The 22,054-nt window shown below is 65.9% G+C and carries 23 protein-coding genes; 12 read left to right on the forward strand and 11 right to left on the reverse strand.

Annotation, left to right across the window (positions count from 1 at the left end):
• Nucleotides 1-68 precede the first annotated feature (68 nt).
• The gene (locus ADBZ9O_RS14670) at nucleotides 69-1,154 is read left to right on the forward strand and encodes an NAD(P)H-dependent amine dehydrogenase family protein (protein ID WP_526532409.1); all 1,086 of its coding nucleotides are present in this window, start codon (nucleotides 69-71) and stop codon (nucleotides 1,152-1,154) included.
• A 62-nt stretch (nucleotides 1,155-1,216) separates the two neighbouring features.
• On the forward strand, nucleotides 1,217-3,034 hold the full coding sequence (locus tag ADBZ9O_RS14675) for an Hsp70 family protein (RefSeq protein ID WP_526532411.1): 1,818 nt from the start codon (nucleotides 1,217-1,219) through the stop codon (nucleotides 3,032-3,034).
• Here ADBZ9O_RS14675 and ADBZ9O_RS14680 read toward each other — a convergent pair.
• A complete protein-coding gene (locus tag ADBZ9O_RS14680; protein ID WP_526532413.1) occupies nucleotides 3,031-3,336 on the reverse strand; it encodes a hypothetical protein in 306 nt (101 codons plus the stop codon). The two genes, ADBZ9O_RS14675 and ADBZ9O_RS14680, sit on opposite strands and share 4 nt — an antisense overlap.
• Complete coding sequence (locus ADBZ9O_RS14685; RefSeq protein ID WP_526532415.1) at nucleotides 3,333-3,989, reverse strand: DJ-1/PfpI family protein; 657 nt, start codon at nucleotides 3,987-3,989, stop codon at nucleotides 3,333-3,335. Before ADBZ9O_RS14685 ends, ADBZ9O_RS14680 begins: the two co-directional genes overlap by 4 nt.
• A 94-nt stretch (nucleotides 3,990-4,083) precedes the next feature.
• Between ADBZ9O_RS14685 and ADBZ9O_RS14690 the strand changes: the two genes are divergently transcribed.
• Complete coding sequence (locus ADBZ9O_RS14690; RefSeq protein WP_526532417.1) at nucleotides 4,084-5,028, forward strand: GlxA family transcriptional regulator; 945 nt, start codon at nucleotides 4,084-4,086, stop codon at nucleotides 5,026-5,028.
• Here ADBZ9O_RS14690 and ADBZ9O_RS14695 read toward each other — a convergent pair.
• Together ADBZ9O_RS14695 and ADBZ9O_RS14700 are read right to left on the reverse strand one after the other, a co-directional pair.
• Nucleotides 5,020-6,108, reverse strand: coding sequence for a class I SAM-dependent methyltransferase (locus tag ADBZ9O_RS14695; protein WP_526532419.1), 1,089 nt, complete (start codon nucleotides 6,106-6,108; stop codon nucleotides 5,020-5,022). The genes ADBZ9O_RS14690 and ADBZ9O_RS14695 overlap by 9 nt on opposite strands.
• A gap of 2 nt (nucleotides 6,109-6,110) precedes the next feature.
• Entirely contained in the window at nucleotides 6,111-6,362 is a 252-nt protein-coding gene (locus ADBZ9O_RS14700; protein WP_526532421.1) for a LapA family protein, read from the reverse strand.
• 87 nt (nucleotides 6,363-6,449) lie between these two features.
• On the opposite strand from ADBZ9O_RS14700, the gene ADBZ9O_RS14705 reads away from it, so the two are divergent.
• The 3 genes from ADBZ9O_RS14705 to ADBZ9O_RS14715 all read left to right on the forward strand — a co-directional run bounded on the left by ADBZ9O_RS14705 (nucleotide 6,450) and on the right by ADBZ9O_RS14715 (nucleotide 9,343).
• On the forward strand, nucleotides 6,450-7,235 hold the full coding sequence (locus ADBZ9O_RS14705; RefSeq protein ID WP_526532423.1) for an SHOCT domain-containing protein: 786 nt from the start codon (nucleotides 6,450-6,452) through the stop codon (nucleotides 7,233-7,235).
• Nucleotides 7,236-7,351: 116 nt separating this feature from the next.
• Nucleotides 7,352-8,680 (forward strand): peptidoglycan-binding protein, encoded by a 1,329-nt coding sequence (locus ADBZ9O_RS14710; protein ID WP_526532425.1) that lies wholly within the window; start codon nucleotides 7,352-7,354, stop codon nucleotides 8,678-8,680.
• Between the two features lie 48 nt (nucleotides 8,681-8,728).
• The gene (locus ADBZ9O_RS14715; protein ID WP_526532427.1) at nucleotides 8,729-9,343 is read left to right on the forward strand and encodes a hypothetical protein; all 615 of its coding nucleotides are present in this window, start codon (nucleotides 8,729-8,731) and stop codon (nucleotides 9,341-9,343) included.
• 40 nt (nucleotides 9,344-9,383) lie between these two features.
• Here ADBZ9O_RS14715 and ADBZ9O_RS14720 read toward each other — a convergent pair whose 3' ends face one another.
• Together ADBZ9O_RS14720 and ADBZ9O_RS14725 are read right to left on the reverse strand one after the other, a co-directional pair.
• On the reverse strand, nucleotides 9,384-10,010 hold the full coding sequence (locus ADBZ9O_RS14720; RefSeq protein ID WP_526532430.1) for an MBL fold metallo-hydrolase: 627 nt from the start codon (nucleotides 10,008-10,010) through the stop codon (nucleotides 9,384-9,386).
• Nucleotides 10,010-11,095 carry an S-(hydroxymethyl)mycothiol dehydrogenase gene (locus ADBZ9O_RS14725; RefSeq protein WP_526532432.1) on the reverse strand — a complete coding sequence of 362 codons (1,086 nt, stop codon included), beginning with the start codon at nucleotides 11,093-11,095 and terminating at the stop codon, nucleotides 10,010-10,012. Before ADBZ9O_RS14725 ends, ADBZ9O_RS14720 begins: the two co-directional genes overlap by 1 nt.
• Before the next feature lie 45 nt (nucleotides 11,096-11,140).
• Between ADBZ9O_RS14725 and ADBZ9O_RS14730 the strand changes: the two genes are divergently transcribed.
• Both ADBZ9O_RS14730 and ADBZ9O_RS14735 read left to right on the forward strand, forming a co-directional pair.
• On the forward strand, nucleotides 11,141-11,965 hold the full coding sequence (locus tag ADBZ9O_RS14730) for a serine hydrolase domain-containing protein (protein ID WP_526532434.1): 825 nt from the start codon (nucleotides 11,141-11,143) through the stop codon (nucleotides 11,963-11,965).
• A 117-nt stretch (nucleotides 11,966-12,082) separates the two neighbouring features.
• Nucleotides 12,083-12,595: a DUF3145 family protein gene (locus ADBZ9O_RS14735; protein ID WP_526532436.1), complete on the forward strand. Its 513-nt coding sequence runs from the start codon at nucleotides 12,083-12,085 to the stop codon at nucleotides 12,593-12,595.
• Here ADBZ9O_RS14735 and ADBZ9O_RS14740 read toward each other — a convergent pair.
• From ADBZ9O_RS14740 to ADBZ9O_RS14750, 3 genes are read right to left on the reverse strand one after another with little or no spacing between them, the layout of a single operon-like run.
• Nucleotides 12,592-13,053 (reverse strand): DUF4262 domain-containing protein, encoded by a 462-nt coding sequence (locus ADBZ9O_RS14740; protein ID WP_526532438.1) that lies wholly within the window; start codon nucleotides 13,051-13,053, stop codon nucleotides 12,592-12,594. The two genes, ADBZ9O_RS14735 and ADBZ9O_RS14740, sit on opposite strands and share 4 nt — an antisense overlap.
• A gap of 57 nt (nucleotides 13,054-13,110) precedes the next feature.
• Entirely contained in the window at nucleotides 13,111-14,031 is a 921-nt protein-coding gene (locus ADBZ9O_RS14745) for a diacylglycerol kinase (protein ID WP_526532440.1), read from the reverse strand.
• Nucleotides 14,028-15,608 (reverse strand): FAD-binding oxidoreductase, encoded by a 1,581-nt coding sequence (locus tag ADBZ9O_RS14750; RefSeq protein WP_526533168.1) that lies wholly within the window; start codon nucleotides 15,606-15,608, stop codon nucleotides 14,028-14,030. The genes ADBZ9O_RS14745 and ADBZ9O_RS14750 overlap by 4 nt, the downstream gene beginning before the upstream one ends.
• Before the next feature lie 32 nt (nucleotides 15,609-15,640).
• Between ADBZ9O_RS14750 and ADBZ9O_RS14755 the strand changes: the two genes are divergently transcribed.
• The 4 genes from ADBZ9O_RS14755 (at nucleotide 15,641) to ADBZ9O_RS14770 (ending at nucleotide 19,270) form a co-directional block, all read left to right on the forward strand.
• Nucleotides 15,641-16,213, forward strand: coding sequence for a TetR/AcrR family transcriptional regulator (locus ADBZ9O_RS14755; RefSeq protein WP_526532443.1), 573 nt, complete (start codon nucleotides 15,641-15,643; stop codon nucleotides 16,211-16,213).
• Complete coding sequence (locus tag ADBZ9O_RS14760; RefSeq protein ID WP_526532445.1) at nucleotides 16,213-17,754, forward strand: glycerol-3-phosphate dehydrogenase/oxidase; 1,542 nt, start codon at nucleotides 16,213-16,215, stop codon at nucleotides 17,752-17,754. The genes ADBZ9O_RS14755 and ADBZ9O_RS14760 overlap by 1 nt, the downstream gene beginning before the upstream one ends.
• An 80-nt stretch (nucleotides 17,755-17,834) precedes the next feature.
• Nucleotides 17,835-18,269: a hypothetical protein gene (locus tag ADBZ9O_RS14765; protein ID WP_526528211.1), complete on the forward strand. Its 435-nt coding sequence runs from the start codon at nucleotides 17,835-17,837 to the stop codon at nucleotides 18,267-18,269.
• Between the two features lie 35 nt (nucleotides 18,270-18,304).
• Entirely contained in the window at nucleotides 18,305-19,270 is a 966-nt protein-coding gene (locus tag ADBZ9O_RS14770) for a DDE-type integrase/transposase/recombinase (protein WP_526524875.1), read from the forward strand.
• 42 nt (nucleotides 19,271-19,312) lie between these two features.
• Here the strand turns inward: ADBZ9O_RS14770 and ADBZ9O_RS14775 are convergent, their stop codons facing one another.
• Nucleotides 19,313-20,743 carry an acyl-CoA carboxylase subunit beta gene (locus ADBZ9O_RS14775; protein WP_526532447.1) on the reverse strand — a complete coding sequence of 477 codons (1,431 nt, stop codon included), beginning with the start codon at nucleotides 20,741-20,743 and terminating at the stop codon, nucleotides 19,313-19,315.
• A gap of 22 nt (nucleotides 20,744-20,765) precedes the next feature.
• Nucleotides 20,766-22,016: a 3-oxoacyl-ACP synthase KasB gene (gene kasB / locus ADBZ9O_RS14780; protein WP_526532449.1), complete on the reverse strand. Its 1,251-nt coding sequence runs from the start codon at nucleotides 22,014-22,016 to the stop codon at nucleotides 20,766-20,768.
• Nucleotides 22,017-22,054 lie beyond the last annotated feature (38 nt).

The following is a 22,054-nucleotide window of genomic DNA, read 5'->3' on the forward strand; positions in this document are numbered from 1 at the left end:
TGCCTGCAGATGCCGATGACATGCCACTGTGGAGGCGCTGAATCGGGGGATCGAGAGAAAGGGCATTCATGGCAGTGCGGACACCGAAGAGGGTCGTGATCTGGGGTACCGGATTCGTCGGCAGGATGGTGATCGCCGAGATCGCCAAACATCCGGATTTCGAACTGATCGGTGTCGGTGTCAGCAATCCCGACAAAGTCGGTCGCGACGTCGGCGAGATCTGTGGCCTGGCCGAACCGCTCGGCATCTCCGCCACCGACGATGTCGACGCCTTGATCGCACTCAAACCCGACGCGCTGGTGCACTACGGCCCGACGGCTGCCCATGCCGACGACAACATCCGGTTGATCGGCCGTTTCCTGCGTGCGGGGATCGACGTCTGCTCAACAGCCATGACGCCGTGGGTGTGGCCGCAGATGAAGGTCAACCCGCCGAACTGGATCGAGCCGATCACCCAGGCGTGCGAAGAGGGCGGGGCGTCCTGTTTCACCACCGGCATCGACCCGGGCTTCGCCAACGATTTGTTCCCCATGACGTTGATGGGTCTTTGCTCTGAGGTGCGCACAGTGCGGGCCTCCGAACTGTTGGACTACACCAACTACGAGGGCGACTACGAGTTCGAGATGGGTATCGGTCGCGAGCCCGAATTTCGGCCACTTCTGGAGAACCCGGACGTGCTGATCTTCGCGTGGGGCGCCACCGTGCCGATGATGGCCTACGCCGCCGGTATCGAACTCGACGAGATGACCACCACCTGGGAGAAATGGGTGACCCCGACCGAACGGAAAACGGTCAAGGGCGTCATCCAGCCCGGCCAGGTGGCCGCCGTCCGATTCACCATCAACGGCATCTACCAGGGCAAAACGCGGATCCAGCTCGAGCATGTCAACCGGATCGGGCATGACGCCGCACCCGATTGGCCGTCAGGCAACGACAACGACGTCTATCGGGTCGATATCGAGGGAACCCCCAGCATTTTTCAGGAGACGGCGTTCCGGTTCACCGACGGTTCGGGACGCGATCCGGCCACGGCAGGCTGCCTGGCCACCGGGATGCGCGCTTTGAATGCCGTGCCTGCGGTCAATGACCTGCCACCGGGCTGGGTGACGCCGCTCGATCTGCCGTTGATCGCGGGGGTTGGCACCATTCGCTGACGTAGCGCGGGGGCACCGGGGAAGGTAACGCTGCGGGCGGAAAAACCGACATCTCTACCGAGATGACACACGCAACGAGGTCCGCGCTGGGCTTGTCGGTTGGGGCGACCCAACTGACGGCTGTGACGGCCGATAACGCCGTCTCCCGGACGCCGGTCCTGACGCTGTCCGATCACCGTCCACCCGAGGTGGGGTTGCTCTCCGAAATCAGTGGATACCGCCAGGGCGAGCGTGGCCTGGTGATCGGCGATTTCGTCGACCGCGTCGGCGACCCGGTCGCGATGCTGGCCTCGGACGGTTCGAGCCACCGTAGCGAGACACTGCTGGCCGACGCGCTGCGCGCGCTGGCCTATGCGGCCACCGGTGGTCGGCCACTGCCCGATGTCACTGCGCTCAGCTATCCGACGCACTGGCGGCCTGCTGCGGTCGATGCACTGCGCCGGGCGTTGCGACAGGTACCTGAATGGTCGCGGAAGCCGGTCACTCTGCTGCCCGATGTGACGGCAGTGCTGACAGCGCTCGCGAGTGATCCCGGGCTGCCGACCCGTGGCGTCATCGCGGTCTGCGATTTCGGCGGTAGCGGCACCAGCCTGAGCCTGGTCGACGCCGCCGCAGGCAATCGGCCGATCGGGCCCGTCGTACGGCATCTGGACTTCTCCGGTGATCTCGTCGACCAGGCCATCCTCACTCACGTGATCAGCGACCTGGCCGGCGCAGGTTCGGTCGATCTGGCCTCCACGTCTGCCATCGGCTCGCTGGGCCGGTTGCGCGTGCAGTGCCGCGCCGCCAAGGAACGTCTCTCGGCGAGTGCAGTGACAGCGCTGTCGGTCGAGCTGCCCGGTTACCGCGGCGACGTGCGACTCACCAGGGCCGAACTCGACGACGCGATCCGCGCTCCGCTGGACGACATCGTCGAACTGATTCATGACACCATGCAGCGCAACGGAATACGCCCCGGCGACCTGGTTGCCGTGGCGAGCGTCGGTGGCGGCGCCAGCATGGCTGCGGTGACAGCGGCGCTGTCGGAGCACATCCGCGTACCCGTGATCACCACAGCGCGACCGGCGTTGTCCGCCGCCATCGGGACCGCCCTGCGGGCTCTGCGGGGTCCGGCCGATGACAGCGCGACGGCCGGATTTTTCGAGGCAGCCGCACCGCTGGCGACGACGTCGGCCGCGGTGGTCCGGCCATCCTCAGAACGGGTCCCGGCCCTGGCCTGGTCGCAGGCCGAGGAGCTGCCCGAGCTGGAACTGACCGGTTTGGAGTTGGCGGACGGCGTTTTTTCCAACGACACCCCCGGCGGCCTGACCAGCGCACGGCCGCAGATCGCGTTCGAAGAGGAGCCGGCCATCCCGGCGGTCGCCGAACCCAAGAGTCACTGGTACCGCAGCCCGCTGGCTGTGATGGCTGCGGCGGTCGTCGTGATCGCCGGCGCAGTCAGCGCCGTCGGCGTCGTCCTGGCTAACGACTCCATCAGCACCCCGGCCAGCACGCCCACCCCGAGTATCAGTGCCACCCCCGATGCGCCTGCGCCTGCTCCCGCGGCAGCGCAACCCGAACCGCAACAGCAAGATTCGGCCCCCGCGCAGGCGGTCCGGACGGTCACCGCCATACCGCCGCCGGCGACCCGGACGCAGGTCGTCCAGCAGGCGGCCCCCGCACCGCCTGCACCGCCCGCGCCGGAGGCTCCGGCGCCGGTCACCGTCACCGAAACTCCGCCGCCGGACACTCAGACGGTGGCGCCGAGTGCCGAGCCGCCGGTGGAGCAACCCGCTGCGGAACCCACAAGCGCACCGCCGCAATGGTTTCCGCAGATACCGACGATCCCGCCGATACCCACCATTCCCGGTTTACCGCAGCTCTTCCAGCCGGCTGGCTAGCCGCGGCGGCGCGTCCCTGACACCGCCGAACGCGGCAGCCGTCCCGCCCGGGAGTGTCCGGTGAGCTGGTCGCCGTCGACGTCGACCTCGAAGGCGAGATTCAGTCGCATTGGCTTGGTAATCGACTGCCGCCAGGTCACTCGGTCACCGTCGACGGCGATATCGACCAGGGGCACGGTGTCGCCCCGCAATGTCGCCGCACCGGACAGTCCGTCGATATCAGCAGTGAAGACGTATTCGACGGCCAGTGAGCCGATCGGAGTCTTGATCGCCACGTCCCACGTCCCTGCAATGCCCGTCATACCGTCACCGGGGTCCGACCGGTACTCGTCCACACCGTGCCCCGGCGTTCGTATTCGAACAGCGCCTCGACGGCCAGGGCCACGCGGGCACCATAGGTGCGCTCCAGCAGATGCAGCGCCAGGTCGAGTCCGGAGGTCACGCCGCCCGCGGTGACCAAGTCACCGTCGTCGACGACACGGGCATTGATGACATTCACGCCGGTGGCCTCGAGCACGTCGTTGCCCAGTACATGGGTGACCGCGTTGCGGCCCTGGATCAGACCGGCCATCGCCAACGCCAGTGAGCCGCCGCAGACGGTCGCGACGGTGATCTCCGGGTTCGCCAAAACCTTTGCCAGCAAGGGATTCAGCGCGGTTTCGCCGACGCGGGCCAGCAGGACCGGGATCGTCTCGACACCGTCGTCGGGATCGCCGTCAATCGGACCTGCTGCACCAGGGACGATGACGAACCCCGGTTTGTCTGGATCCAACGCAGCGGTGGCTTGCAGGACCAGCCCACGGCTACCGCTGCGCACGGCACGAGGCCCGTCGGCCGACACCAGTTCCACGGCTAATTCACCGCCGACGGCATCACTGCCGGCGACCAGCACTTCGAAGGGTGCGATGACGTCGAACGGGTCGAACCCGTCGAACAACACAATTTGAGCGATCATCCGATAACCCTGTCGCACTGAGGCACTCGCTCGCGAGTGGCCAGATAGCCAGGTTCCGATGGGATATTGCCACTGCGACTGCTACCGTCGGGCCATGCATACCGTGGGTGTTCTGGCGTTGCCCGACACCATTGCGTTCGACCTGGCCACGCCGATCGAGGTATTTGGCCGGGTGGTCCTGGCCGACAACACCCCTGGCTACCGCGTGCTGGTCTGTGGTTCCGAACCGGTGGTGAGTGCAGGTCCGATGCGGATCGCCACCGACCACGGGCTGGACGCGCTTGCGGCAGTGGACACCATCATCGTGCCCGCGCGCTACGACCCGATGGCGCCAACACCGGAGGGGGTCGACGCCGCCCTGCATGCGGCGCTGACCCGCGGCACCAGGATCGCATCGATCTGCGCGGGCGCCTTTACCCTGGCCGCCGCGGGATTGCTCGACGGCAAGCGCGCCACCACGCATTGGCTGGGGGCTGAACTGTTCCGGGCGGCCTTCCCTGCGGTCCATCTCGACGCCGACGTGCTCTACGTCGACGAGGGGCAGGTGCTCACCTCGGCGGGGGCATCGGCAGGTCTGGACTTGTGCCTGCACATGGTGCAGCGTGATTACGGCGCCTCAGTCGCCGCCGACGCCGCCCGCCTGGCCGTCGCTCCGCTGCATCGCACCGGCGGGCAGGCGCAGTTCATCGTCCGCAATCGACGCGCGACAGGAACCGAACTGCCCGACCTGCTGGCGTGGATCGAGACGCACGCGCATCGTGAACTGACGCTGGAAGACCTTGCGGCACAGGCATCGACGAGCGTGCGCACCCTCAACCGCCGATTTCAGGCCGAAACCGGGCAGACCCCGATGCAGTGGGTCAACGGAGTGCGGGTGCGCCACGCCCAGGCACTGCTGGAGTCCACCTCACACAGCGTGGAACGCATCGGCCGTGATGTCGGGTTCAGCTCCGCGGCGAACTTCCGTGAGCAGTTCCGCCGGATCGCCGGGGTGGCACCGCAGGGCTACCGCACCACGTTTCGCGAGCGGTCAGCGTGACCGGCCGGCTTTGACCAGCACCACCTTCGCCTGCGGAATACGCATCTGCTCTGGCGCGGCCGCCAATCGCTGCGCCAGGCCCTGTTCCAGACGGTCGAAGAACTCGGCGCGGCGCGGATCATCGGCACCACCAGATAGCGCTGCGGCCAACGCGGGAGCCGCCGCGGCCCGGGCAAACGAGGCCCACTTCTCGCCGAATGCCTTGGCGTCCTTGTCATTTTGGTACTGCGTCCAGAACCGGTCCTCGGCGTTGAACACTTCGAGATGCTCAACTGTGAGGTGCTCGAATTTTCCCTTGGGGGAGAACGGGGCGACGAAATCCGCCGCCGACCTACCGACGATGGGTAGCGACATGGCGGCCAGTTCATCTTCGGTCAACAGCCCGTCGTTGACGAGGTCGCGTAACACGGTGAGCAAATGATCGAACACCGGGCGCAGGCCGGGCTCGCCTGACTCGTCGATGGCCATCGTCAGCACCACCAGACGGCCGTGCGGACTTAGTTCGCGGCCACGGAATGCCACGAATTCGTGCCAGTCCTGCGCGCCCTGGCGGGCGTGGGCGGCCCGGACACCAGGATCGGCACTGCAGTCGGCCTGAATGTGGTCCGGGATCGGTCCGGGCGTCTTGCTCAGCCACTGAATCGCCCAGGAACTCCAGCCGAGTGTGACGCTGTCGGACGGCAGAATCTGCTGGTAGAACGAGCGTCCCACCGCGGAGGCGTACGTCGCGGTGTCGTGTTTGAGGTAGCTGGCCGGATCCTCGGCCAGGGTCTTGAACATCTCGGTGAAATCATTCTCGCCGGCATCGGTATGGGCGACGAGGATGGACTGGTCGCGTCGGGTCCGGGTGCGCAACTGGGTGATCGCCGTGCCGATCGGCAGCAGCGAGTTGTGCCCTGTGCCGGCGCCGTAGTCGGCGATGACGATCGGATGCGGAGCTCTCGGCAGCGGCACTTCATTCGCGGCATTCTCGAAAAGCCCTATCGCGGCGCGTAATCCGGCGGCCTGCAATCGCAGCGACTCGGTGTAGGAGGCGCTGCCGATCGGTTCGGGGCGGACAACGATGCTGGACTCAGGCACGATCACCCCCGGCGGCGCCGACGTAACAGGAGACCTACGAGGATGCCCACCGCCAGCATCACCGTCAGAATGAACCACATCGGGGACTCCACGGTGATCCACAAAACGTGGATCTGCGGCCGGTCGCGGTTCTGCGCGATGAAGATCGCGGCCAGTGCGACGAGGATCAACGCGACCCAGAACCGAAACGGAACCCGCCTGGACCGCCGCGGGGACCCTCCCGCTGCGGGGGCCTCAACCTCGTCTGCAGCCATAGCGAACAACGTAGTCGTCAGCCACCGCTCGCACCGCCCGGATGCGTAATCAGCCCGGCACGATGCCCGTCGTGGCACACTTCGCCGATGAGCAGGCGAAGTGTCCCGCGCATCTTGCGCGCTGTTGCGATCGCGACCATGGTGATCTCGCTCATCGGTTTCGTCGTGACACTGATCCTCAACGCGTTCGTGCTGGACAAATACGACGCCTACGGTGAGGTGCCGATCCCCGGGTCGGCGAGTCTGCAGTTGCCTGCAGGCGAGGCCACCATCAGTTTCCACACGCAGATCATCGGAACCACCAGTGGCGGCGGGTTGCCCGTGCCCAACCTCGGGATGGACATCGATCCACCGCCCGGCGTCGCGAAGCCCGTGGTCACTGAAAGCTTCGGTAGCACAACAACTGTCAACAGCGATTCCCGGGTGCGGGTGTGGGTGGTGCAGATTCCCGAAGCGGGCACGTACACGATCCGCACCCAGGGTGATGTCAGTGCCTACATCAGTCCCCGGCTGGCATTCGGCCATTCCAGTTCCTACGGCATGCTGCCGTGGATTTTCGCCGCGGTGTTCGCCATCGCCGTGCTGGACCTGATCATTTCGCTGATCTGGTTATCGCGGCTGGCCCGGCGGCCAGTGCCGATACCGATGTCGGACAGCGGGATGTACGGCGGCCCAACCGTGTCGCCGTTCCCCAACCCACCGATACCGCTGTTCTCGCCGAGTTCGTCGTCAAAACCCGCCGACTCGTACACCGTGTCCGATGACGGGGTCCGGATCGAACAGCTGAAAACCCTGGCCGCACTGAGACAATCCGGCGCGCTGACCGAGGACGAGTTCCAATCCGAGAAGCGCAGGCTGCTCGACGGCCGCTAGTTCCGCATCGTGACGCGGGTATTCGGGTAGTCGACTACGCGAGTCTTCGTATTGCCCTGATCGGACGATTGTGGGGTCCGATCCGTCGGGGATCGGCACCGATCACGGGGGGAACTATGTTGCCGATCAATGCCGACGTCATGTGGGCTGTCGCACCGTCTCTAACAGGCGAGAGAGGCCAGAATCAGTCGCGGATCATCACCGCCGTCGGTGCGGTGCTCCAGGAGACCCTGGAGCGATACGACATCAGCACGCGCTTTCGGATCGCACATTTCGTGTCCCAGACCTGTCATGAGTCGGCAAGCTTCTCAACCACCGAGGAGTTCGCCACCGGCGACCAGTACGAGGGAAGAGCCGACCTTGGGAACACCCAGCGCGGCGATGGACGTCGCTACAAGGGGCGCGGTCTTCTTCAGTTGACCGGGCGTTTCAACTACCGCAAGTACGGCCAGGCGCTCGGTATCGATCTGGAGGGCGATCCGTTCCGGGCCGCCGACCCCGTGCTTTCACTGCAGATCGCGTGTGAGTACTGGAAGAGTCGCGATATCAACGCGGATTGCGACCGCAACGAGGTAGTCCCGGTCACCCGAAAGATCAACGGCGGCACCAACGGACTGGCGCAACGTCGAGAGTTCTTGGCCAAGGCGCTGGCGGCGCTGTCGCGCATCGAGGCGCTCGGCCTTGATGCGCTGGTGCATGATTCGCGACCGGTGGTGCGCCGAGGATCGCGCGGGGATGCGGTCGCCAAACTGCAGACATTGCTGCGTCAGGCAGGTATCGACCTGTTGGTCGACGGGGACTTCGGGCCCGCGACAGAGCTCGCGGTCACTGTCTTCCAACGCGACCGCAACCTTGTCACTGACGGTGTGGTCGGGCCGATGACGTGGGACGCGCTTGAGCACGTGACACCGCTTCCGCCAGCGGAAGTGCCTGCCGTGGCGCCGCCTGCCGTGCAGTCGACACGTTTCTGGCCGGTCGGATTTGGCAACGTGATCACGTCACCCTTTGGGCCACGTGACGGCGGCTTCCACACCGGTGTTGACTTCGGATGGCCAGGTGGCGCGAGTAATAAGCCGGTGTATGCCGTCCAGTCCGGCACCGTCATCCATTCCGGTTCCGCGCAGGGATATGGCGGCCCCGACCCTGCTGGCTGGCTGGTCATCGATTCGTCCACCGAAGAGGGTGGGGGTTGCGTCGAGTACGGACACATCGTTCGTGAGGTCGAACCTGGAGCCCATGTGACCGCCGGTCAGCGCATCGCCCACATCAATCCGAGCAGTAACAGCAATGGTGGGGTCGCCCCGCACCTGCATCTGGCAGTGATGCCGCGGGAGTACAACCCCGGCGCCAAGATGGACCCGCTGCCGTGGCTTGGCAATGCACCGTCTCCCGAGACCGTCGCAGCTCCGGTGCTGGTCTCAGCCGTCAACGGCGCGCACGCGTGAGCGGGCCATCCCAATTCCGCGCATTGACTTCTGGGAAAGGACAGTGAAATGGCAGTTATCTCAATGGGAATCCGCGCTGCGCTTCGCACAGTGCAGGACGCTGAAGGCTCGGGTGGTGGGTCGGTGGTGGCCGCTATCGCTCAGACCGACGGGCAGAGCAGACTGATCGGCGCGCCGGCGGTCGCAGTCAGCGCCCCCACCGAGTGGGTGGAGAAGATCGCGGCGTGGATACCGTCGGAATCGATTGCGGTGTTCCTGACTCTCGGCGGCACCGCAATCGCCGCCAGGGGGACCGAAAAGGAGCTCGTGCTGGTGGTTTTCATCGTTGGACTGACGGGGCTACTCGCCGCGATATCGACAATGCAGGCGCATAAACGCCGAGATACAGCGCGTCAACGTGGGAAGGCAGTGTCGGCGGCCGTCGTCTCAATGCTTGCGTTCCTGGTGTGGTGGGTGGCGATACCCGGCACAGCTCCGACCGCCGACTGGCATCTCGACCCGCTTTACGCCAGTTTGGTCTTGGTCGCAGGCGTCATCGGGTTGCCGTATCTTGCACAACTTCTGCGCCTCGATCCGCTGCGGAACTCGAAGTCGCCCAACGACTCTGACGTAGCCAAGGAGCCAGACTCGCCGGCGTCGTCATCAGTGACTCGTGGTCAGTGAAGCGCCGTAAGTGGCTCTGCTCGTACCTCGCCGCTCGTCGTCAGTGGCCGCGGACCATCCACTCGTAGTAGTGCGGCATCTCGTCACCGATGGTGGTGTTATCGCCATGGCCGGTATAGACGACGGTCTCATCGGGTAGCTTGCCGACCTTGTCCGAGAGCGACGCCAAGATGGTGTCGAAATCTGAATACGACCGGCCGGTCGCGCCCGGGCCGCCCTGGAACAGGGTGTCGCCCGAGAAGACCGCTTTGAGCTCGGGGGCGTACCAGCACACCGAGCCGGGGGAGTGTCCCGGGGTATGCAGGGCGCGTAGCTCGACGCTGCCTGCGGTGAGCGTCAGCCCGTCTTCGACAGCGTGGAAGTCGGTGTCCGGGTGCGTCATCCGCCACAGCACGTCGTCGGCCGGGTGCAGGAAGATCGGCGCGTCGAGCGCCTTGGAGAGTTCGGGGGCGACAGTGACGTGGTCGTTGTGGCCGTGCGTGCACACCACGGCGACGACGTTGCGCCCGCCGACGGCCTCAATGATCGGTGCCGCGGTATGGGCCGCGTCGAACACGATGACATCGGAGTCGTCGCCGACGATCCAGATGTTGTTGTCGACATCCCAACTGCCACCATCGAGTTCGAAGGTACCGCTGGTCACCAGGCGCTGAATTGCGTCGGACATCAGAGGATCACCACCGAGCGCAAGACCTCACCGGCGTGCATCTTGTGGAACGCGTCTTCGATACCGTCGAGGCCGATGCGTTCGGAGACGAACTTCTCCAGCGGAAGCCGGCCCTGCATGTAGAGGCTGATCAGGGTGGGGAAGTCACGTTCGGGCAGGCAATCGCCGTACCAGGACGATTTGAGTGACCCGCCGCGAGAGAAGAAGTCCACCAGCGGCATCTCGAGTGTCATCGACGGTGTCGGAACACCCACCAGCACAACAGTTCCCGCCAGGTCGCGGGCGTAGAATGCCTGCTTCCAGGTTTCCGGCCGGCCGACCGCGTCGATCACCACGTCCGCGCCGTTACCGTCGGTCAGATCCTGGATGGTCTCGACGACGTCGAATTCCTTGGCATTGATGGTGTGGGTGGCGCCAAACTCGCGGGCCCAGTTGAGCTTCTGATTGTCGGTGTCCACGGCGATGATCCGTTTTGCGCCGACCAGCGCCGCGCCGGCGATCGCCGCGTCGCCGACTCCGCCGCAGCCGATCACCGCGACGGTGTCATCGCGCGACACATTGCCGGTGTTGATCGCCGCGCCGATTCCGGCCATCACACCGCAGCCCAGAAGGCCGGCCACCGCCGGGTCGGCCTCGGGATCGACCTTGGTGCACTGGCCTTCGGCCACCAGGGTCTTATCGGCGAACGCTCCGATACCCAGCGCGGGGGTGAGCTCGGTGCCGTCGGTCAGCGTCATCTTCTGCGTGGCGTTGTGGGTGTCGAAGCACAGGTGCGGGCGGCCCCGCTTACAGGCGCGGCACTGACCGCACACCGCTCGCCAGTTCAGGATGACGAAATCGCCGACCTCGACGTTGGTGACGCCTTCGCCGATCGCCTCGACTGTTCCCGAGGCCTCATGTCCGAGCAGGAAGGGGTATTCGTCGTTGATACCGCCCTCGCGGTAGGTCAGGTCGGTATGGCAGACGCCGCAGGCGATGATATCGACGACCACCTCACCGGGGCCTGGATCGGGAATCACCACGTCGACGATCTCGACGGGCTCGCCCTTCTTCCTGGAAATGACGCCGCGCACTGTTTGACCCATGCGTCAGACTTTAGATCACCCGATCCGCAAGTAGGCTCCAGCGCCATGGGCGCACTCGAAGTCCTCAACGATTGGCCGGTGCCGACCTCCGCTGCGGCCGTGGTCGGGACCGCGGGCCTGTTGGCCAGCCACGGCGCCACCGATCAGGTGTTCCGGCTGGCTTCGGTGACGAAACCGTTGGTGGCGCGGGCGGCGCAGATCGCGATCGAAGAGGGTGCGGTGGAACTCGACACTCCAGCCGGTCCGCCCGGGTCGACCGTTAGGCACCTGCTGGCGCATGCGTCCGGTCTGGCGATGCTCGATGACAAGGTGCTGGCCGCGCCGGGCACGCGGCGGGTCTACTCCAATTACGGCTTCCGGGTACTGGCCGAGGAGATCGAGCGCGCAGCTGGCTTCGGGTTCGACCGCTATGTGCACGAGGCGGTGTTCGAACCGCTCGGGATGACGGATTCGACGCTCGACGGTGGTGCCAGCGCTGCGGGTTACGGGGCGTCGTCGACGGTGGCTGATCTGGCGCGGTTCGCCGGTGACCTGCTGGCCCCGGTGACGGTCTCAGAAGAGATGCATACCGACGCGATATCGGTCCAGTTCCCCGATCTGGCGGGAGTACTGCCCGGTTATGGGGTGCAGCGGCCCAACGACTGGGGTCTGGGCTTTGAGATCCGCGCCACCAAATCGCCGCACTGGACAGGGTCGGCCAACTCGCCCGCGACGTTCGGGCATTTCGGTCAGTCAGGCACCTTCATCTGGGCTGATCCGGTGGCGAAGCTGGCTTTGGTGGTGCTTACGGACCGGGATTTCGGCGACTGGGCACTCCCGCTGTGGCCCGCAATCTCTGATGGAGTCCTGAGAGAATTCGGCGCACACTAGCGCAACAGGCGCCTCACAAGGCACACTAGACACGCGCGACACACGGATTGTGATGGTCGTTCGGATTTCAGCAAGGTCGTTGGGGAAGACGTCCCTTGTGGAGCCGAAGGAGCAGCCATGCGTGAGTCGAACCAGTTCGCCGAAGCGACAACAGGCGTGGTCTACATCCATGCCTCGCCCGCGGCGGTGTGCCCACACGTTGAGTGGGCGCTTTCGTCGACCCTGAACGCCAGGGCCGACCTGAAGTGGACGCCGCAGGCGGCCATGCCCAACCAGCTTCGTGCTGTCACCAACTGGGTTGGTCCCGTCGGGACCGGTGCTCAGTTGGCCAACGCGTTGCGGTCCTGGTCGGTGCTGCGCTTCGAGGTCACCGAGGATCCCAGCCCTGGTGTCGACGGGCATCGCTTCAGCCATGTTCCTCAGCTGGGACTCTGGCACGGCGCGATGAGTGCCAACGGCGATACGGTCGTCGGCGAGATGCGCCTGCGATCCTTGATGGCCGCCGGCGCCGACGTCTTGGCTGCCGACCTCGATTCGGTGCTCGGCACCGCCTGGGACGACGCTCTGGAGCCCTATCGCAGCAATGGCGATATCGGCAGTGACATCACCTGGCTTCGAGGCGTCGGCTAACCCCCGCGCACACCGAGAACCGGCTGCCGTCGTCGGGCGTGGTTGAATTTCGCGCTCCACGGCCAGTGGCCGAACTCGTCTGCCCACACCACCTGCTTCGCGCTGATCCTCGGGCCTTCCAAGGCGATGGCCATGCCCATATGTGCGTCCGGGTGCTCGACGTCCACGATCTCGATACGCGGACCGTTAGGCAGCACCAGCTGTTGCCCGGCGTCGGGTAACTTGCCGCGGCCAACCAGGTCGATCATCCGATTCATCAGCGTCACAGTTGGTTTCGGGTCGAGACCGGTGACAAGAAGCTCGGGTAGACCGAGCGGATGCAGGCCGATGGTGTAGGCGAATGGCGCGTCTTCGTCTTCGATGTATTGGATGACCCAGCCGCGTCGATCGACAGCGGCGCGGATCTCCTGTCGCCAGTCTTCGAAGGTCGCTTCGGGGTGGTCGCACTTCCAGCACATGGCGGCGTTACCTTTCTGTCTGAGTTACCGCCATGGTGTCCCCGGGCTACGACAAATTCAGGCCGGCACCAGGATCTGCAGCGCGCCCGGCACAGCACTGATCTCGGCGGGCAACGGACAGGCGTATTCGCCGTCGGCGTAGGCGTTGATCCCCAGCGATTCCACGGTGACCGTCGCGGCGCGGGCGGTGGTGACCTCGGCGAGGTCGATGTGGGTGCCCTTGAACACGGTCGGGAACAGCCGGACCAGTTTCGTCCGTGAGGCCGAATGCACCATGGTGATGTCCAGCAGTCCGTCGCTGTGATCGGCGTTCGGGGTGATGCGCATTCCGCCGCCGTAGGTGCGGGTATTGCCGAATGCGACCAGCGTCAGATCAGCTTCGATGGTGCGCTCACCGTCGAGGACCAGCCGGAACGGCAACAGTCGGAGCTTCGATAGTTCGGCGACCATCGCCAGGTTGTAGCGCATCCGGCCATGCGGCCAGCTCATCCGGTTGGTCCGATCGCTGACCAGCGAATCGAAACCCGTGGCGACGACGGTGCCGAACCATTTCTGGGTGCCATCCGAGGCCACGATTCGGCCCAGGTCGACGGTTTCAGCCCAGCCGTCGGCGACGATATCGGCCGCTGCCTCGGGGTCGCCGGTGGGCAGCCCGTATTCCCTGGCGTGGTCGTTGCCGGTACCCGCGGGGATGATGCCGAGCGGGACGCCACTGCCGGCCACCGCCTGCAGCGCGATGGAGATGACGCCGTCGCCGCCCACCACGACCAGCGCGTCGGTGCCGAGCTCAAGGCTGGCGCGGACCAGGCGGCCGGCATGTTCGGCGTCGGTCCCGACAATCTGCACGACGTTCACCCCGGCCTGCTGGAACCGGGCGATGGCGCGCTCGGCCGCGTGCGGGGCGTTGCCATGCCCGGAGGCCGGGTTGGTCAGCATGGTGACGCGGCCGATCTCCAGCCGGGCCCCGTGCCGGGTCATGGGATGAGCTTGCCGGGGTTCAGGATTCCCGCCGGATCAAGCGTTGCTTTCACCGCGCGCAGCACCTGCACGCCGAGATCGCCCACCTCGGCACTCATCCACGGCCGATGGTCCGCACCGACGGCGTGGTGATGGGTGATGGTGCCGCCGGTAGCCATGATCGCCTCCGACGCTGCGACTTTGGCGGTATGCCACTGTTGCAGGGGGTTACCCCGCTGGCCCGCAACGACAGTGAAATACAGGGATGCGCCGGTGGGGTACACATGCGAAATGTGGCACAACACCAGTGCGGGCGTGCCGGTTTCGGCCAGCGCGGTGGTCAATGCCTCGGTGACGGCGGATTTCAGCGTCGCCAGATTCGACCATGTGGTGGCGGTTTCCAGCGTTTCGCATAGTGCGCCGCCGGCCAGCAGCGAGTCGCGCAGGTACGGCGCATTGAACCGACCGCTCTCCCAGGCGCGGGCGGGTTCCTCACCCAGTGAGGTGGCGCCATGCGCGATCAGCAGCTCGCGTGTTTCGGTGTGCCGACTCTCGGCATGGGCGGCCGTACCTTCGAAAAGGGTGATCGCGAGGCAGCCGCCGGTGATCTGCTGTTCGCCGATGTGCTCGGTTGTGGCCAGGTTGACGCCCGTCTCGGCCTCGTCGGAGAGCCGGACCACCGTTGCGCCGGTGGCCGTCTGCGTCACTGCGCGCAGCGCAGCAGCGCCCGTGGCGAAATCGGGAAACGACCACGCCTCGTAGCGGGTGGTCTCCGCGACAGGATGTACCCGCAGTCGGACCCGAGTGATGATCCCGAAGACGCCTTCGGACCCGACGATGAGTTCGCGCAGGTCAGGTCCCGCTGCCGAGGCAGGTCCGCGTCCGAGCTCAAGTACGCCGGCCGGGGTGACCGCCGTCAGGCCGCGGATCATGTCATTGATGCGGCCGTAGCCGGCCGAGTCCTGACCAGACGATCGGGTCGCGGCGAATCCGCCGATGGTGGCGAACTGAAAGCTCTGCGGGAAGTGGCCGAGGGAGAATCCGCGCTCACCCAGGAGTCGCTCCGCGTCGGGGCCGGTGACACCAGCGCCGAGTTCGGCGACACCGGACACTTCGTCGAGGGTGTACAGCTGGTCGAATCGGCGTAGATCCAGCGTGACCGCGGCAGTGAAGTCGCCGCGGATCGGGTCGACACCGCCGACGACGCTGGTCCCACCGCCGAACGGGACGACGGCGATGCCGTGCTCGGAGCAGTACCGCAGGACCTCGGCGACCTCGTCGTCGGAACCGGGGGTCAACACCGCGTCAGGTGCATCCTGGGGACCGGTTTCGGCCCGCCGCAGCAGGTCAGGGGTGGACTTGCCGCCGGCCCGCAGTAACCGTGCATGGTCGTCGACCGCGCAGTTCTCGGGCCCGACGATAGCCGCCAACGCGTCGTTGTCGGCCGCTGACAGCGCTGACGGAATCAGCGCCACGTCCCCGGGTTGGAGTTCGGGCTTATCCGATGGGGTGACGCCCAGCGCCTGCTCGAGCAGGGACCGGATTTCATCGGAGAGGGGTTTGGCCGCTGCCGGATCGCCCCAGGCATTCCACTTCATTGTCGGATGCTGCATGAGTTACAGTATTACAGATGCTGTCAATCAGTAATGCAACCGACATGGGCGACCGGATTCTCGCGGCCGCCGCCAGTTGCGTGGTGGACTACGGCATCGACCGGGTCACGCTGGCGGAAATCGCCCGCCGGGCCCGGATCAGCCGACCGACCATCTACCGGCGCTGGCCTGACACCCAGTCGATCCTGGCGGCGCTGCTCACCGATCGGGTCGTCGCTGTCCTGCGCGAGGTGCCACAAGTAGGGACCGGCCGCACTGCCGTCGTCGAACGCGTCATCACCGTCGCCGCCGGACTCCGCCAGGACGAGATCATCATGGCGGTGCTGCATTCCGCGCCCGAATTGGCGATGACCTACATCTCCGAACGCCTCGGCTCGAGTCAGCACATCCTGATCGACGCCCTGGCGGCGGATCTCAAAATTGCCCAGGCGGACGGCAGTGTGCGCGCCGGGGACCCGGGCCAATTCGCTGCGATGGTCCTGCTGATCGTGCAGTCGACCATCGCGTCAGCACAGATCGTCGAAGACATCCTGCCGGCCGATGTGCTGGCCACCGAACTGCGGCACGTGCTGAATGGATACCTGATCTGATGGCGCCCAACACTATTGGATCGACCGCACTCAACGCCACGCGTCGCAGCGCAGAACTGGCGGCGCTGGCAGACTCGTCGCACCCCGTGGATGTCCTGGTCATCGGCGGCGGCATCACCGGCGTCGGTATCGCACTTGACGCGGCGTCGCGTGGGCTGTCGGTGGCGTTGGTGGAAAAGCATGATCTGGCGTTCGGTACCAGCCGGTGGAGCTCCAAACTTGTGCACGGCGGCCTGCGCTACCTGGCGACCGGCAATATCGGCATCGCCAGGCGCAGCGCGACCGAGCGCGGAATCCTGATGACCCGCAACGCTCCTCACCTCGTGCACGCGATGCCACAGCTCGTTCCGCTGCTCCCGTCGATGGGTCGTGCCGAACGGGCCATGGTGCGTGCGGGATTCCTGGCCGGCGACGGGTTGCGAAAGATGGCCGGGACGTCCGCGACGACGTTGCCGCGATCGCGGCGGATCGGACCCGGCCGGACGGCCGAACTCGCCCCCACGGTGCGTCGCGACGGGCTCGACGGAGGCCTCCTGGCCTATGACGGCCAGCTCATCGACGACGCCCGGCTGGTTACCGCGGCCGCCCGCACCGCCGCCCAGTACGGCGCGCGCATCCTGACCTATGTCGCGGCCTCCCACGTCACCGGAACCTCGGCCCGGTTGACCGATCAGCGCACCGGTGAATCCTTCGACGTGACAGCCCGCGCGGTCATCAGCGCGACAGGCGTGTGGGCGGGGGAGATCGATACCGGCGTCAAGCTGCGGCCCAGTCGCGGTACGCATCTGGTGTTCGATGCCGCGGCATTCGGCCACCCGACTGCGGCCCTCACGGTGCCGATTCCCGGTGCGCTCAACCGGTTTGTCTTCGCGATGCCAGAACAACTGGGTCGGGTCTACCTCGGTCTGACCGATGAGGACGCCCCGGGGCCGATACCTGATGTGCCAGAACCGACTTCGGCGGAGACCGACTTTCTCCTCGATACCGTCAACACGGCGCTCGGCGTCGCGTTGACCACCGGGGACGTGATCGGTTCGTATGCCGGGCTGCGGCCTCTGATCGACACCGGTGCCGGGAATACCGCCGATATCTCGCGCAACCATGCGGTCATCGAGTCGTCGACCGGAGTGATCAGCGTCGTCGGCGGCAAGCTCACCGAGTATCGGCATATGGCGCAGGACGTCCTCGATCGTGCTGTCGCCCTGCGGGGATTGCCGGCCGGGCCGTGCTGCACCCGCAACCTGCCGTTGATCGGGGCGCCGGCCAACCCGGGCGCGCAGGCGAGCACGTCGGGACCGCTGCCGTCATCGCTGGTCGGGCGATTCGGGGCGGAGGCGGCGAGCGTCCTGGCGTCGGCCTCGTGCGAACGTGCCGGTGAACCCGTCGCCGACGGTATCGATGTGCTCCGCGCGGAATTCGCCTACGCGGTCACCCACGAAGGCGCGTTGACTGTCGACGACATCCTGGACCGTCGTACCCGTATCGGCCTGGTGGCCGCCGACCGGGCCCGAGCCGAGCCCGCAGCACAGGACTTCCTGTGATTCGGGCGCGCAAACCCGCGCTCACCCTCTTTGCCAGGCTGGTTGTGAGTCAGTTGCAGCCAGTGTGAAGAGGTTGGGTTATGTCGATCAGTCCGGGGTTCACCCCCACCGAGATTCGTGAGCTTGTCGTGGACTACCAGCTGTTGGGTCGTGGGCAGAAGGGGCCGTTCCTTGCTGCTGTGGGGGTGTCGAACCGCCAGTTCCGGCGGTGGCAGTCGGCGTTGTTCGACGGTGACCTCGACCGGGGACTGATTCCGCGAGAAGGTGGAGCCATGACAGTTCCCCCAGCGAAACGCAGGGCGTTGGCCAAGGCGGAGGCGGACAAGCACGATCGCGACGAGATCGAACTGGTCCGGCTGCAGGCACGGGTGCGCGAGCTCGAGGTGACCAACGAGGCGTTGGGAAAAGCTATCGGGCTCTTGCACGAGATGAACGTGCACGAGCCCGACGTGACCCCGACGATCCACGATCTCGGTGCTTCCTCGACGCCGAGAACGGACTCGTCGCCGAGCTGACCGCGGCGATCGGATCGCAGCGCCGGGCGCTGGCGATGATCGATCTGTCACGTTCGACGTGGCATTACCGATCGCATCCGCGCACCCCGGTGCCCGACCCGTTGCCGCACCGGGACCGGGCCTACCCGTCGCGTATCGGTGAGGCCGACCGCACCGCGATCCGCGACGAGATCATCGCCGGCTGGCTCGCGGGCACCTCGGTGGACCAGGCGTTCGCCTCGACCTGGGATGCCGGCACGATGCTGGCCTCGCGGCGGTCGTGGTGGCGCATCGCCGCAGCCATCACCGATCAAAGTGTGCGGCCGATCGCACCGACCCGGGCGACGAACCAGACGCCGCGGGTCGCGCCGGTGCTCAAAGCAACGGGACCGCAACAGATCTGGAGTTGGGACATCACCGATCTACGCACCCCGTGGCGCGGGGTGGCGTTCAAGGCGTACTCGGTCATCGACATCTACTCCCGCAAGATCGTGGGCTGGCGGGTCGAGGAACGCGAGTGCGACGACCTCGCCGTGGACATGTTCGAGACCGCGTTCACCGACCACGGACTGCCCACGGTGGTGCACGCCGATTCCGGACCCGCGATGCGCTCGACACTCCTCAAGGACCTGCTGGCCGATCAGGGCGTCGGCCAGACGCACAACCGGCCGCGGGTCAGCAATGACAATCCGTTCTCCGAATCGGAATTCCGCACGATGAAATACCGGCCCAACTACCCGGGCGTCTTCGACGACCTCGAAACCGCCCGGCAGTGGGTGGACGCCTATGTGTCCTGGTACAACCAGCATCACCGCCACACTGGCATCGCACTGTTCACTCCCGACGAGGTCCACAACGGCACCTGGACGCGGCACTGGAATTGCCGCGACCACGCCCTACAGGCCTACTACGACGCCCACCCAGAACGATTCCGCAACCGCCCATCCACAACACAGCCCAGCCCCATCGTCGGCATCAACCTCCCCGCCGAAAACAATCCCGACCGACTCCACGCAGCTTGACAACGCCCGTCACCGCGGCTTAGCGCGCCCGAATCCCAAGGGCTACAGCGGGATGTTCTTGTGGCGGCCGCGACGGGCGGGCGCCTCGGCCAGCGCCTGGGTGACGACGCTGCGGGTGTGCGCGGGATCGATCTTGGCGTCGACCACGCCGATCTCGATGGCGCTGTCCACACCGCCGGCGATCCGCTCGTGCTCAGCGGCCAGCTCTTCGTGCAGGGCCTCGCGATCCTCGGGGGCAGCGGCGGCCAGCTTCTTCTTGTGCAGGATGCCGACCGCGGCCTTGGCGCCCATCACGGCGACCTCGGCGTCCGGCCACGCGAACACCTTGGTGGCGCCCAGTGATCGGGAGTTCATCGCGATATAGGCGCCGCCGTAGATCTTGCGGGTGACCAGCGTGACGCGGGGAACGGAGGCCTCACCGAACGCGTGCAGCAGTTTGGCACCGCGGCGAACCACGCCGCCCCACTCCTGGTCGACGCCGGGCAGGTAGCCCGGCACGTCGACGACGACGACGATCGGGATGCCGAACGCATCGCAGAGACGGACGAAACGTGCTGCCTTCTCGGCACTTTCAGAGTTCAGGCAACCGCCGAGGCGCAACGGATTATTGGCCAGCACGCCGACCGTCCGCCCGGACAACCGGCCGAGGCCGACCACCATCGACGGGGCCCACTTGGCTTGGAACTCCTCGAACGGCGAGTCTGGATCGTCTCCATCGAGCAACGCATTGACCAGCGGGTGCACGTCGTAGGCGCGGCGAGCCGAATCCGGCAGTAGCGCGCGCAGATCGGTATCGCCCGCCTCGGCCTTGGCGCGGTCGAAGAGGCCCTGCTGGCAGAAGTAGCCGACCAGGCGGCGGCCACGGGTGTAGGCGTCCTGCTCGTCATCGGCGACGATGTGGCAGACACCGGACTTCTTGTGGTGCGTGTCGGGGCCGCCGAGGGAAGCCATATCGACGTCCTCGCCGGTGACACTGCGAACCACATCGGGGCCGGTGACGAACACGCGGCCTTCCGGGGCCATGATCACCACATCGGTCAGTGCGGGCCCGTAGGCCGCACCACCCGCGGCGAAACCGACGACCACCGAGATCTGGGGGATGTAGCCCGACGCCCGGATCATCGCCTCGAAGACCAGTCCGACCGCGTGTAGGGCCTTGACGCCCTCGGCGAGTCGGGCGCCACCGGAGTGCCAGATACCCACAATGGGGCTCTGGTCCTCGATAGCGGTGTCATAGGCATTGACGATGTGGCGGCAGCCGTCGACGCCCATCGCGCCGCCCATGACCGTGCCATCGGTGCAGAACGCGACGGTGCGCACACCGTTGACGGTGCCTGCGCCGGCGAGCACGCCGGAGCGGTCCCGCTCATGCAGCAATTCCACGGCGCCGTCATCGAAAAAGCGGCTCAGACGCAGCAGCGGGTCACGCGGGTCGAGCGATTCGTTTACGGCTTCAGGCGCCATGGTCGTCATGTAAATCTCCTAAGTGGGCGTGTCAGTACCGGCCAAAGGCGAGAGCGACATTGTGCCCGCCGAATCCGAATGAATTGTTGACGGCGTACCGGTAGTTACCGGTTCGCGGTTGTCCCGCCACCACATCGAGATCAATCTCGGGATCGAGGTTGACCAGATTCAGTGTGGGCGGGATGACGCCGTCCCGCAGCGCCATCACGGTGAGGATCGATTCCACTGCACCGACCGCGCCGACCGAATGGCCCAGCGCGGATTTGGGCGCATAGACAGCCGCATGGTTGCCTACCGCTTTGTTGATGGCCTTGCCTTCCGCCACATCTCCTACGACGGTGCCGGTGGCGTGCGCGTTCACGTGATCGATGTCACTGGGTTGCAGGCCGGCCAGTTCGATGGCCCTGGTGATTGCGTGCGAAGCCTGTTCGGCGTTGGGATCGGGTGCGACGATGTGGAAGCCGTCCGAGTTGACGCTGGCCCCCATCAGCCGGGCCAGGATGTTCGCGCCACGCGCCTTTGCGTGTTCTTCGGTTTCGATCACCAGCAGCGCGCCGGCCTCGCCGAATACGAACCCGTTACGGTCTTTGTCGAAGGGCCTGCAGGCGCCCTGCGGATCATCGTTGGTGGTGGACAACACGATTCGCATCTGTGCGAACCCTGCGATCGGCACGGCCTCGATCCGGGTCTCGACTCCGCCGCAGATCGCCACATCGGCCTCACCGAGGATGATATTGCGCCACGCATTCGCGATGCCCTCCGAGCCGGAGGCGCAGGCGGAGATCACGGTGGTGACACCGGCCCTCGCCTTGCGCTCCAGCCCTACCGCGGCTGCGGCGGAGTTCGGCATGTACATCTGTACTGCCAGCGGGGAAACCGCTCTGAGGCCCTTCGCTTTCAAAGCTTCGTAGGCAAAGAGCAGTTCCTCGCTTGACCCCATCCCCGTGCCGATGGAGACCATCAGACGCTTGGGATCGACCTCGGGTGAGCCGGCGTCCTTCCAGACCCGCCTGCTCAACACCGTCGACATCTTCTGCAGATAAGACAGCCGCCGTAGCTCGACCTTCGTCAGTTCACTGTCGAAGTCTTCGAGAAGGTGACCACCGATACGAACCGGTAGATCGAATTCCGTCACGAAGGGGTCGTCGAGTGTGCGGATGCCGCTCTGTCCGTCAAGCAGCGCTTTCCATGTCGACTCAGCATCAGTCGCCACGGCAGTCGTCATCGCGATTCCGGTGACGACTACATCAGGAAGTCCGTTACCCGTTGTCAGCGCTGCCATTGGTAGTGCAGATGCCTTTCTGGTCCGTTTCGGCGAAA

Origin of the sequence: Mycobacterium sp., from assembly GCF_965229105.1 — a bacterium.
Taxonomy (GTDB): domain Bacteria; phylum Actinomycetota; class Actinomycetes; order Mycobacteriales; family Mycobacteriaceae; genus Mycobacterium.